General features: G+C 57.8%; 10 protein-coding genes. 5 read left to right on the top strand and 5 right to left on the bottom strand.

All coding sequences use genetic code 11. From position 1 onward, the window contains the following. Nucleotides 1-25 precede the first annotated feature (25 nt). Nucleotides 26-691: a peptide-methionine (S)-S-oxide reductase MsrA gene (msrA, locus tag GLP52_RS12115; RefSeq protein ID WP_093732774.1), complete on the top strand. Its 666-nt coding sequence runs from the start codon at nt 26-28 to the stop codon at nt 689-691. 27 nt (nt 692-718) lie between these two features. On the opposite strand, the gene GLP52_RS12120 is transcribed toward msrA, so the two are convergent. Both GLP52_RS12120 and GLP52_RS12125 read right to left on the bottom strand, forming a co-directional pair. Beyond that, nucleotides 719-1,597 (bottom strand): ribokinase, encoded by an 879-nt coding sequence (locus tag GLP52_RS12120; protein WP_237273552.1) that lies wholly within the window; start codon nt 1,595-1,597, stop codon nt 719-721. After that, the gene (locus GLP52_RS12125) at nt 1,594-3,852 is read right to left on the bottom strand and encodes an NADP-dependent malic enzyme (protein ID WP_237272692.1); all 2,259 of its coding nucleotides are present in this window, start codon (nt 3,850-3,852) and stop codon (nt 1,594-1,596) included. The genes GLP52_RS12120 and GLP52_RS12125 overlap by 4 nt, the downstream gene beginning before the upstream one ends. A gap of 200 nt (nt 3,853-4,052) precedes the next feature. Here GLP52_RS12125 and mutS point away from each other — a divergent pair, with 200 nt between their 5' ends. Beyond that, entirely contained in the window at nt 4,053-6,674 is a 2,622-nt protein-coding gene (gene mutS, locus GLP52_RS12130) for a DNA mismatch repair protein MutS (protein ID WP_237272693.1), read from the top strand. A 79-nt stretch (nt 6,675-6,753) separates the two neighbouring features. Here the strand turns inward: mutS and GLP52_RS12135 are convergent, their stop codons facing one another. Together GLP52_RS12135 and hrcA are read right to left on the bottom strand one after the other, a co-directional pair. Then, nucleotides 6,754-7,317 carry a nucleotide exchange factor GrpE gene (locus GLP52_RS12135; RefSeq protein ID WP_093732777.1) on the bottom strand — a complete coding sequence of 188 codons (564 nt, stop codon included), beginning with the start codon at nt 7,315-7,317 and terminating at the stop codon, nt 6,754-6,756. Between the two features lie 9 nt (nt 7,318-7,326). Further along, complete coding sequence (gene hrcA / locus GLP52_RS12140; RefSeq protein WP_093732778.1) at nt 7,327-8,361, bottom strand: heat-inducible transcriptional repressor HrcA; 1,035 nt, start codon at nt 8,359-8,361, stop codon at nt 7,327-7,329. A 130-nt stretch (nt 8,362-8,491) separates the two neighbouring features. Between hrcA and rph the strand changes: the two genes are divergently transcribed. Genes rph through hemW form a run of 3 tightly spaced genes read left to right on the top strand, consistent with a single transcriptional unit; the run spans nt 8,492 to nt 10,963 of the window. Beyond that, nucleotides 8,492-9,205 (top strand): ribonuclease PH, encoded by a 714-nt coding sequence (rph, locus tag GLP52_RS12145; RefSeq protein WP_237272526.1) that lies wholly within the window; start codon nt 8,492-8,494, stop codon nt 9,203-9,205. Then, nucleotides 9,202-9,813 (top strand): RdgB/HAM1 family non-canonical purine NTP pyrophosphatase, encoded by a 612-nt coding sequence (gene rdgB, locus GLP52_RS12150; protein WP_237272527.1) that lies wholly within the window; start codon nt 9,202-9,204, stop codon nt 9,811-9,813. Before rph ends, rdgB begins: the two co-directional genes overlap by 4 nt. After that, the gene (gene hemW, locus GLP52_RS12155; protein WP_237272528.1) at nt 9,806-10,963 is read left to right on the top strand and encodes a radical SAM family heme chaperone HemW; all 1,158 of its coding nucleotides are present in this window, start codon (nt 9,806-9,808) and stop codon (nt 10,961-10,963) included. The genes rdgB and hemW overlap by 8 nt, the downstream gene beginning before the upstream one ends. On the opposite strand, the gene GLP52_RS12160 is transcribed toward hemW, so the two are convergent. Further along, complete coding sequence (locus tag GLP52_RS12160) at nt 10,960-11,847, bottom strand: ParB/RepB/Spo0J family partition protein (RefSeq protein ID WP_093732782.1); 888 nt, start codon at nt 11,845-11,847, stop codon at nt 10,960-10,962. The two genes, hemW and GLP52_RS12160, sit on opposite strands and share 4 nt — an antisense overlap. Nucleotides 11,848-11,856 lie beyond the last annotated feature (9 nt).

Below are 11,856 nucleotides of genomic sequence, written 5' to 3' on the forward strand. Positions count from 1 at the left end.
TTTGGAAAAATGATGGAGAGTATTCATGAGTATTGCCACAAATATGCGCCTGATTGTACTGAGCGCCGCCATCGGTCTGGGCCTCGCGGCACAGGCGACAACCGCAAAAGCCGCCGGAACAGAGACGCTTTTGGTTGCTGGAGGCTGCTTTTGGTGCGTCGAATCCGATTTCGAAGCCGTGAAGGGCGTCAAAGAAGTTGTATCCGGTTTCGCGGGCGGAAATGTGAAGAACCCGACGTACAAGCAGGTCGTCGCGGGCGGAACGGGCCATTATGAAGCGGCGCAGATCCAGTATGATCCTGCGGTTGTTTCTGCCGACCAATTGCTGGCGATGTTCTTCCGCTCGGTCGATCCGACCGATGCCGGTGGGCAGTTCTGCGACCGCGGCGACAGCTATCGCACTGCGATCTTTGCGGATGGTGCCGGCCAGAAAGCCGCTGCAGAGAACGCAAAATCACAGGCTCAGGCCGCTTTAGGGAAAACCGTGGTCACCCCGATCTTGGGGAAAACTGCGTTCTATCCCGCCGATGCCTATCATCAGGACTATTACAAAAGCGATGAACGCCTTGCCTTTACCAGCGTCGGGTTGGGTGTGAAAAAGTCCGTCGCATATAAACGCTATCGTAACGGATGCGGGCGCGACCAGCGCGTGAAACAGCTTTGGGGTAGTGCTGCTCCGTTCGCAAATTAAGTATTAACCCAGCGTTAATTGCTGAGTTCAATCACCGTCGAAACCGTGGTCTTGGATGTCTTTGAGGTCCGGGATCACGTCGGCCGTTCCCTGACGTGTCACCATCAAGGCACCCGCCTGCATCGCCAGTATAATCGCATCCTGCATTGAAAGTTTGCGATCCAATGCGGCTATTAAATAACCGGTAAACGTGTCTCCGGCGCCCGTCGTATCGACGACATTCACCGGATAGGCTGGGAAATTCATCACCGATTTTGCCTGTTTAGAGACCCATTTGCAGCCCTCGGCCCCCAAGGTTACGATAATATCGTCGATCGGCAACGCGTCGATACTTGTGCCAGTGGTTTTTTCCAGCGCGGCAGCTTCGACTTCGTTTAGGACAAGCAGATCGATGTCGGGCAGTACCTGCGCCACTATCTCGGCATCGAAGGGTGCGGCGGCATAGGCCACGCGCAATCCCAGCGTATGCGCCGTGCGCGCGGCAAAGCGTTGGCCCAATGTTTCGTTTTGCATGAGCAGAAAATCACCCGGCGACGCCTCGGACAAAGCAGCGCCGATCATCTGGGTGGTGATTTCGTGATTGGCCCCTGAAAACAAAACGATAGCGTTTTCACCATCATCCGCGACACAGATATTCGCATGGCCGGTGGCCGTATCGATCATGCTGATATGCTGCGTCTCGACACCATATTCCAGCAGTCGTTCCACGGCCCATTTGCCATCCGGCCCCACGGCGCCGATATGCGTGACGCGCGTGCCGGCACGAGCGGCGGCGACCGACATATTGGCCCCCTTCCCGCCCAAACCCTGCCGGGAATCATGCGCGGCAATCGTTTCCCCCGGCACCGGCAAATGCCGCAGATAGTAGAAGTTATCTGCGTTGATAGAGCCGAGGTTCCAGATCATTCGCCGACCTTACAGGCTGCTAGAATGGCCATGTTCAAAATGTCGTTCGCCGTAGATGTCGTCGAACAAATCTGGATCGATTTGTCCAAACCGGTCAAAATCGGCCCGATCACAGTGGCACCCGCCATTTCCTGCATTAGTTTCACAGAAATGCTCGCGGAATGTCGCGCGGGGACCACCAGAATATTAGCCGGCCCCGTCAAGCGCGAGAACGGATAGTTCTTCTGGCTCTCGGCGTTCAGCGCGACATCAACGGTCATCTCGCCTTCGTATTCGAAATCAACGCCGCGGGCGTCCAGCACATCGGGGGCGCGCTGCATCTTTTCCGCCCGCTCGGAAACCGGATAGCCGAAGGTAGAGAAGCTGACGAAAGCAACCCGAGGCTCAAGCCCCATGTGACGCGCGACCTTAGCCCCTTTTTCGGCAATGTTGGCCAGATCCTCTTCGTTTGGCCATTCGTGCACCAGCGTATCGCCGATAAATACGATCCGCCCCTTGTGCAGCAACGCGGTAATGCCGACGGCGCCATGTTGGGCGTTGGCGTCGAACACGTGGTTCAGCCGTTCAAGCACATGCGCAGATTTACGCGTCGCACCGGTCACCAGACCATCGCCATGCCCATGTGCCAGCATCAATGCGGCGAACACGTGACGATCCCGCGCGGCCAGACGGTGAATGTCTTTGCTGTCCGACCCTTTACGCTGCAACCTGTTGTAAAGATATGACTTATACGTATCCAGATACTGGGTATTGGCCGCGTTCACGATCTCGAGCTCGCGGTGTGCGTCCTCCATGCCTGCGGCGGTCAGCTTGGCCTTGACGTCGTCGGGGCGCCCAACCACCAGAGCCTTGCCCAACCCCGAGCGTTGGTACATCACCGCAGCACGCAGAACCTTGGGGTCATCCCCTTCGGCAAAGATCATCCGCGCCTGATTGGCCCGAGCACGGGCATTGATCCCCCGCAGGATATTCGCCGTCGGGTCCATGCGCGACTTCAGGCTCAGCTCGTAGGCATCCATATCGATGATCGGACGCCGCGCGGCACCGGTATTCATCCCTGCACGCGCAACGGCCGGCGGAATACGGTGGATCAATCGCGGGTCAAACGGCGTCGGGATAATGTAATCGCGACCAAACGTGAGGTTCTTGCCATAGGCCAGCGCCACTTCGTCCGGCACATCCTCGCGCGCAAGATCTGCCAGCGCGTGGGCGCAAGCGATCTTCATCTCGTCGTTGATGGCGCGCGCATGAATATCAAGCGCCCCGCGGAACAGATAGGGAAAGCCCAACACGTTGTTCACCTGATTGGGGTAGTCACTGCGGCCTGTGGCGACAATCGCGTCGGCGCGAACCTCGTGCGCCTCTTCGGGGGTGATTTCGGGATCAGGGTTTGCCATCGCAAAAATCACCGGATTATCGGCCATACTGGCGACCATCGCGGGCGTCACAGCGCCCTTGACCGACACGCCAAGGAAAACATCCGCGTTCTTCATCGCTTCTTCCAGCGTGCGCAGATCAGTCTGCGCGGCATGCGCCGACTTCCATTGGTTCATGCCTTCGGTACGGCCTTGATAGATCACGCCTTTAGTGTCGCACATGATGCAGTTGTTATGCTTGGCCCCCATCGCCTTGAGAAGCTCAAGACAGGCGATCCCCGCCGCGCCGGCGCCGTTCAAAACGATCTGCACGTCTTCGATCTTTTTGCCCGAAATGCGCAACGCGTTCAGCAGTCCCGCGGCACAGATCACTGCCGTGCCGTGTTGGTCATCATGAAAGACGGGGATATCCATCTCTTCTTTCAGGCGCTGTTCGATGATGAAACACTCAGGCGCTTTGATATCCTCAAGGTTTATCCCGCCGAACGTCGGGCCCATCAGCTTGACCGCATTGATGAACGCTTCGGGGTCTTCGGTATCCAGTTCAATATCGATCGAATTCACGTCGGCGAAGCGTTTGAACAGCACCGATTTGCCTTCCATCACAGGCTTTGATGCCAACGCACCAAGGTTGCCCAAACCCAAAACGGCTGTGCCGTTAGAAATTACCGCGACCATATTGCCCTTGTTGGTATAGTCATATGCCAGCTCGGGGTTCTCGGCGATCGCTTCGCACGGAACGGCGACACCGGGGGAATAGGCAAGGCTCAGGTCCCGCTGGGTCGTCATCGGGACGGTCGCGGTGATCTCGAACTTGCCGGGTGTAGGTTCAAGGTGAAAGGCGAGCGCCTCTTCGGACGTAATACGGTTTTTGGTCACTAGAACGGCTTTCCTCATGGTTTCCCGCTTGATATCGCCGATCGGCCCCTCACACAATCATGATGGCGCTCACGGTTTGCGCGACGTCGCGGCGACGCCTGCGTGCAAAGCCGGTCCGCCCTTTCGTCTGGGGGCGCGGTTTTGTACACAGCGTTAACTCGAACCGGGGGCGCAGAGTGACCGAAGAAAAAATCACGCCGATGATGGCGCAATATCTAGAGCTCAAATCCCAGTACGCCGAAGCGCTGCTGTTCTACCGTATGGGCGACTTCTACGAGATGTTCTTTGACGATGCCGTTGCGGCAGCAGAGGCACTGGACATTGCCCTGACCAAACGCGGCAAACACGGCGGCGAAGACATCCCCATGTGCGGCGTTCCGGTACATGCCGCCGAAGGATATTTGCTGACGCTGATCCGCAAAGGGTTTCGCGTCGCGGTCTGCGAACAGATGGAAAGCCCGGCAGAGGCGAAAAAACGCGGCTATAAATCCGTGGTCAAACGCGATGTCGTGCGGCTGGTTACCCCCGGCACATTGACCGAGGAATCCCTGCTCGAAGCGCGGCGCCACAACTATCTGGCCGCTTTTGCAGAGGTCCGCGATGGCCATGCGTTGGCGTGGGTTGATATCTCTACCGGTGCGTTTCACGTGATGCCCCTGACCCTGTCGCGTCTCGGCCCCGAACTGGCACGTCTGGCCCCGTCAGAGCTGATCGTGTCAGAGGCCAAAGAGGCCGATTTGCGTGATTTAGTATCTGATTTTGATATCTCACTTACCCCAATCGCCCGTTCCGCCTTTGATAGCAGCGGGGCAGAAAAACGGGTCTGCGATCTGTTCGGTATCGGATCTCTGGATGCGTTCGGCAGTTTTGAGCGCGCCGATATCTCTGCCATGGGCGCGATCATTGACTACCTTGAGATCACACAAAAAGGCAAACTACCGCTGCTCCGCCCGCCGCAAAAAGAGGCCGAGGCACGCAGCGTGCAGATCGACGCCGCCACAAGGCGCAACCTTGAACTGACACATGCGCTGACTGGTGGTCGTTCGGGCACGCTGCTGTCGGTGATGGACAAGTCTGTAACCGCAGGTGGTGCGCGTCTGCTGGAACGGCGCATTTCGTCGCCTTCGCGTGTGTTAGAGACGATTCAATCCCGTCTGGACGCGATCAGCTTTGCCTATGACACGCCCACCATCCGTAGCGATATCCGCCAGCACCTGCGCAACGTCCCTGATCTGGACCGCGCCCTGTCGCGCCTGTCGCTTGATCGTGGTGGGCCCCGCGACCTTGCCGCCATCCGCAATGGCTTGACCGAAGCAGGGCAATTGGCAGAAAAAATGCACATTGCCACCCTACCTGATCTGCTGGCCCAAGCCGCCAAAGGGCTCACCGGCCATGACAGCCTGATTGATCTGCTGGACGAAGCCCTGATTGCTGAGCCGCCCCTGCTCGCCAGAGATGGCGGGTTTATCGCGCCCGGTTACAACAGCGAGCTCGACGAAGTGCGCACCCTACGCGACGAAGGCCGCAGCGTCATCGCGCAGATGCAACAGGATTTCATCTCGCTCACTGGGATCTCGACGCTCAAGATCAAACACAACAACGTGCTTGGCTATTTCGCCGAGGTCACAGCGACCCATGCCGAAAAGATGCTGTCGGCACCGCTGTCCGATACCTTTATCCACCGTCAGACCACCGCCAATCAGGTCCGTTTCACAACCGTGGAACTGTCAGAGATGGAGACAAAGATCCTCAACGCGGGCAACCATGCGTTAGAGATTGAAAAGCGGCTCTATGAAACACTGAAATGTTCAATTTTGGACCACTCCGGCCCCATCGGCGTCGCCTCGGCCGGACTGGCAGAAATTGATTTGGCCACCGGTCTGGCCGAGCTTGCGCAGTCTGAGAACTGGGTGAAACCCCGCGTCGATAATTCACGTGCTTTCGACATTCAGGGGGGTCGTCATCCGGTCGTGGAACGCGCCTTAGCCCAGCAATCGGGCAGCCCGTTTATTGCCAACGATTGTACCCTGTCGGCCGATGGCGACAACGCGAACATCTGGCTGCTGACCGGTCCCAACATGGCAGGTAAGTCGACCTTCCTGCGGCAGAATGCGATCATCGCCCTGATGGCGCAAATGGGCAGCTACGTGCCTGCCGCCACCGCGCACATCGGCCTGATCAGCCAGATTTTCAGCCGTGTCGGCGCCTCTGACGATCTGGCACGGGGCCGTTCCACGTTTATGGTCGAAATGGTCGAAACCGCCGCGATCCTCAATCAGGCAGACGACCGCGCGCTGGTGATCCTGGATGAAATCGGGCGCGGCACCGCGACCTATGACGGCTTGTCCATCGCGTGGGCCACGCTGGAACATCTGCACGACATCAACCGTTCGCGTGCGCTCTTTGCCACGCACTACCACGAAATGACCGCGCTTTCGAACAAATTGGGCGGGGTCGATAATGCCACTGTCGCAGTTAAGGAGTGGGACGGAGAGGTGATTTTCCTGCACGAAGTCAAGAAAGGCGCGGCCGATCGGTCTTATGGCGTGCAGGTTGCGCAGCTTGCCGGATTGCCGGCCTCCGTCATTGCCCGCGCTCGTGTCGTGCTTGAAGCGTTGGAAAAAGGCGAACGCGAAGGCGGCGCGACGCAGAAAACACTGATCGACGACCTCCCCTTGTTTGCCGTGGCGCCGGCACCTGCGCCTCAACCCAAACAGAGCTCCAAGCTCGAAGAAACGCTGGCCGAGATTATCCCCGACGAGCTCTCTCCACGTGAAGCGCTCGACCTGCTCTACAAACTAAAAGAGGCGGCCAAAACCTGACCGCCTCTCTCATTTCCAAATGGATAAAATCCTCCCCGAAGGGCCGCTCTATCCCGGGCGTTTACCCTGCCCCGGGCGTTTACCCTGCGGGGGTAGAGGATACGCCGACCTGCGCCGGACGCAGCAGACGGTCGTGCAACATGAAGCCTTCGGCGGCAACCTGAATGATATCGCCTGCTTTGGTGTCTGGCACCGGGGCCTCGAACATCGCTTGGTGGTGCTGCGGATCAAATTTTTCGCCCACTTCCGGGGCAATCACTTCGATACCGTGTTTCTTGAACACGCTCAGCAACTCGCGCATCGTCAGCTCGATACCTTCCAGCAACGGGCCGGAAATTGTGCGCTGCTCTTCCGTCGCGGCCTCCAATGCGCGTTTCATATTGTCGTAAACTGGCAACATGTCTCGGGCCAGCTTTGACCCGCCATAGTTCTCTGCCTCGCGACGGTCTTTGTCAGACCGTTTGCGCGCGTTCTCTGCGTCGGCCAAGGCGCGCATAAAGCGGTCTTTCAGCTGATCGCGTTCGGCACGCAATTCGTCCAGTTCCAGCGCTTCGTCGTCAATCTCGGACATCTCGTCCGCATAGGCCTCGGCCTCTGCGTCATCGATATCATCCAGAAATTCGTTCTCTTTCGGCTCTGCCATAATTCACCTCTAGCTGCGGTTCGAAATCAGCTTTCCAACCAGCTGCGCCGTGTAATTCACAATCGGCACGATACGTCCATAATTCAGGCGCGTGGGGCCGATCACACCGACCGCCCCGATCACCTTACGATCAGCGTTCATATAAGGGGAAACCACCAGAGAGGAACCCGAAAGTGAAAAAAGTTTATTCTCAGAACCAATAAAAATGCGCACACCGTCGCCCGCATCGGCCAATTCGAGGAATTCGGCGATGTCCCGCTTGCGTTCAAGGTCGTCAAACAGCTGGCGGATCAATTCAATGTTCTCTGCCTCGCCTTCGGCGTTGATCAGATTCGACCGCCCGCGCACGATCAATCGCTCGGGTGTCTCGCCCTCACCCTGCCATAAGGCCAGCCCGCTTTCGACGAGTTGCTGCGCCAGAATGTCGATCTGCTGGCGTCGCTGGCTGATCTCATGCGCGATGGTGCGCTGCAATTCCGAGATGGTTTTCCCCTCGACCAGCGCGTTCAGGAAATTCGCAGCCTCGCGCATGCTGCTGGGGGTCTGGCCCGGCGGGGGCGCAAACAAGCGGTTTTCCACGTGACCGTCTGAGAATACCAGAACCACCAGCGCCCTGTCGTGAGACAGTGAAACAAATTCGATATGCTTGATCGGCGCTTCGTGCTTTGGCGTCAGCACCAGTGAGGCGCCTTGTGTCACGCCAGACAGCGCCGACCCTACGCGATCTAGGATACCACTGACATCCGCGTTGTTGCTGCCAACCGTCGCGTCGATCTTTTCGCGGTCCGTTTCTGTCGGATCGCCGATCTCGATCATGCCGTCGACGAACATCCGCAGGCCCATCTGCGTCGGGATACGGCCCGCGCTGACATGGGGGCTGCCAAGCAGGCCCATATATTCAAGATCCTGCATCACATTGCGAATGGTGGCCGCGCTGACCTTTTCGCTGAAATCCCGGGTCAGCGTGCGCGACCCTACAGGGTCCCCATTGGCCAGATAGCCTTCGACCACGCGGCGGAACACCTCGCGCGAGCGGTCGTTCATTTCATCTAAAACTGTTGGTGCTTTGTCCATGTAGGCAGAAGTATGTGCGTCGGGGGGCAAACGTCAATCGGGGTTGCATCGCGCAGCAACGCAGAGTTATCCCCAAAGACAAATGGAAAAGGAATACCCTATGCGCCCCTCTGGTCGGAAACTTGATGAACTGCGTGCCGTGTCGATTGAAACCGGCTTTACCAAACACGCCGAAGGGTCGGCCCTGATCAAAATGGGTGACACCCACGTGCTGTGTACAGCAACGATCGAAGACCGCGTGCCGCCGTTTATCAAAGGCTCCGGTTTGGGATGGGTTACCGCCGAATACGGTATGCTGCCGCGCGCTACCAACACCCGCATGCGCCGCGAGGCCGCAATGGGCAAACAAGGCGGGCGCACCGTCGAAATTCAGCGCCTCATCGGTCGCGCCCTGCGTGCCGGCGTGGATCGCAGCGCTTTGGGCGAACGTCAAATCACTATCGACTGCGACGTGCTGCAGGCAGACGGTGGCACACGTTGCGCGTCTATAACGGGCGGTTGGGTCGCATTGAAGCTCGCCGTAAATAAGCTCATGAAGGCCGGCGATGTCATCAGCGACCCGCTGGTTGATCCGGTCGCCGCGATTAGCTGCGGCATCTATGCGGGCCAGCCGGTGCTGGACCTTGATTACCCCGAGGATTCCGAAGCGGGCGTTGACGGTAACTTTATCATGACCGGCAGCGGCAAATTGATAGAGATCCAGATGAGCGCCGAAGGCTCCACCTATTCGCGCGACCAGATGAACCAGCTGATGGACCTCGCCGAAAAGGGCGTGGCAGAGCTGGTCGAGAAGCAAAAGGCAGCCACCGCATGACCCGTAAATTCACCGGCGACCAGATCCTGGTCGCCACCCACAACGCTGGCAAGCTGCAGGAAATGACGGAGCTTTTCGCGCCCTTCGGCGTCACCGTCAAAGGCGCCGCCGAGATGAACCTAGGCGAGCCCGAAGAAACCGAAAGCACCTTCGTCGGCAATGCCCGCATCAAAGCACGGGCAGCGGTCGAGGCAACAGGCCTTCCCGCGCTAGCAGATGATTCCGGGATCGAAGTCGAAGCGCTGGACAATTACCCTGGCGTCTATACCGCCGATTGGTCCGAAACGCCCAACGGCCGCGATTTCGTCATGGCGATGACCAAGACCCACAATCTGTTGGAAGAGGCGAACGCCCCTCACCCGCGCCGCGCGCGGTTCTGCGCGACATTGGTTTTGGTCTGGCCCGACGGACATGAAGAGATTTTCGAAGGCCGCGTGAATGGCACTCTCGTCTGGCCCATCCGCGGCGACATCGGTCATGGCTATGACCCGATGTTCCAACCCGACGGGCATGATCAGACCTTTGGCGAAATGTCTGCCGATGCCAAGAACGCAATCAGCCACCGTGCGGATGCTTTCGCCAAACTGATCTCTGCCTGCTTTGACTGAGGATTGGCGTCAGGGCGGCTTTGGCCTTTACATTCATTGGCCTTTCTGCGAAGCTAAATGCCCCTATTGTGACTTTAACAGCCATGTTAGTCGCTCAATTGACCAACGCGCTTGGCGTGACGCCTATCTGTCAGAGCTGGAACGCGGCGCGGCCGAAACCCAAGGACGCGTGTTGAACGCTGTCTTTTTCGGCGGCGGCACCCCAAGCCTGATGGACCCTGACGTCGTCGCGGACGTCATCGCCGCAATCCGGCGCCTTTGGCCAACAGCTAATGACTTGGAAATTACACTTGAAGCGAACCCAGGCTCGGTTGAGGCCGATCGCTTCGCCGCCTTCCGACAGGCCGGCGTTAACCGTATTTCTATGGGGATACAGGCGCTGAACGACGCTGACCTGAAACGGCTTGGGCGTATTCATACTATAGCAGAGGGGCTGGCAGCGTTCGATATTGCCCGCACGACATTTGACCGCGTCAGCTTTGATTTGATCTATGGACGCCAGAATCAGACTTTAGCTGACTGGCAGACCGAGCTAAAGCAGGCCCTATCCCTCGCGATAGACCATATGTCTTTGTACCAATTGACGATCGAACAAGGCACCGCCTTTGGGGATCGCTATGCGGTCGGAAAACTTCGCGGGCTTCCGACCGATGACCTTGGCGCCGATATGTATGCTGCAACCCAGGACATTTGCGGAGAGATGGGTATGCCATCTTACGAGGTGTCTAACCATGCGCGCGACGGTGCCCAATCGCGGCATAACCTCATCTACTGGCGGTACGGCGATTACCTAGGCATTGGTCCCGGGGCGCATGGGCGTTTAACCCAGAATGGTAATCGGTTTGCGACCGAATGCTTCAGCAATCCTAAACGCTGGCTTGATGCAAGCGTAAGTGGAGCCACAGAAAAACCCCGCGAGCTGCTTACCACCGAGGATCAAGGCAGCGAGTTTTTGATGATGGGTCTGCGCTTGAAAGAAGGTGTCGACCTTCGACGTTACGAGGCCCTCGCGGGTGCCCCCCTATCAACAAAGAAAATCACCCAGATGCAGGACATCGGGATGATTTCTAGGGTTCAAGATCAGCTTTTCGTCACGGATCAGGGCTTTATGGTGCTGAACGCTATCCTGGCCGAGCTATTGTCTGACTAAGAAGCCGACAAACGTTGGCAGAGCTCGTCCAGCTCATCCATCGTTGTGTAATGCAATACCATCTGGCCGGCTTCCTGCCCGGGTTTATGGTTAAGCGTTACCTTTAGGCCCAGATTAGCCGACAGATCCCCCTCAAGTGCGCGGGTGTCTGCATCTTTCTCACCTGTCGGACGCGCAGTGCGCTTTTCGGAGCCTCCGTTTTCGGCCTGATGCTCTTTCTTGATCAAAGCCTCGGCAGCCCGTACTGACAAGCCACCTGCAATAATCTGCTTCGCCAACTTTTCAGGGTTCTTTGACGGCACCAAGGTCCGTGCGTGTCCGGCCGTCAGATCACCCTGCCGTACCAGTTCCAGCACATCTTCGGGCAGGTTCAAAAGCCGCAGCAAGTTCGCAATATGGCTTCGACTTTTACCCAAGGCTTCAGCCATTTTTTCCTGCGTGTGCCCGAAACGATCCATCAGCTGCCGATACCCTGCAGCTTCTTCAATCGAGTTGAGGTCCGCGCGCTGAATGTTTTCGATAATCGCGACTTCAAGAACTTCAACGTCGGTAAATTCGCGAACAATGATCGGCAGCTCGTGCAGCTGCGCCATCTGTGACGCACGCCAGCGCCGTTCACCGGCAACAATCTCGAAGGTTCCGTCGTCGCGGCGGCGCACGATCAGCGGCTGGATAACGCCCTTTTCGCGGATCGAATTTGCGAGGTCATCCAGATCCTGCGGATCAAACCGCTTGCGTGGCTGCTCCGGGTTAGGAGAAATTTTTTCAATCGGAACATATTGTTCCGCTGCGCCTTCTGATGCCACCGTTTGTGTCTCCGCTACATCTGCCATCAACGCCGACAATCCGCGGCCCAAACCGCGTCGTTTGTCTCTATCTGCCATTGTCTGACC

The organism is Sulfitobacter sp. M22, from assembly GCF_021736025.1.
GTDB lineage: Bacteria > Pseudomonadota > Alphaproteobacteria > Rhodobacterales > Rhodobacteraceae > Sulfitobacter > Sulfitobacter litoralis.

Coding starts and splice junctions, on each gene's coding strand:
- rdgB (WP_237272527.1), top strand. CDS start 9,202: ATGACCCGTAAATTCACCGGCGACCAGATCCTGGTCGCCACCCACAAC.
- msrA (WP_093732774.1), top strand. CDS start 26: ATGAGTATTGCCACAAATATGCGCCTGATTGTACTGAGCGCCGCCATC.
- hrcA (WP_093732778.1), bottom strand. CDS start 8,361: ATGAACGACCGCTCGCGCGAGGTGTTCCGCCGCGTGGTCGAAGGCTAT.
- GLP52_RS12160 (WP_093732782.1), bottom strand. CDS start 11,847: ATGGCAGATAGAGACAAACGACGCGGTTTGGGCCGCGGATTGTCGGCG.
- rph (WP_237272526.1), top strand. CDS start 8,492: ATGCGCCCCTCTGGTCGGAAACTTGATGAACTGCGTGCCGTGTCGATT.
- mutS (WP_237272693.1), top strand. CDS start 4,053: ATGATGGCGCAATATCTAGAGCTCAAATCCCAGTACGCCGAAGCGCTG.
- GLP52_RS12135 (WP_093732777.1), bottom strand. CDS start 7,317: ATGGCAGAGCCGAAAGAGAACGAATTTCTGGATGATATCGATGACGCA.
- GLP52_RS12120 (WP_237273552.1), bottom strand. CDS start 1,597: ATGATCTGGAACCTCGGCTCTATCAACGCAGATAACTTCTACTATCTG.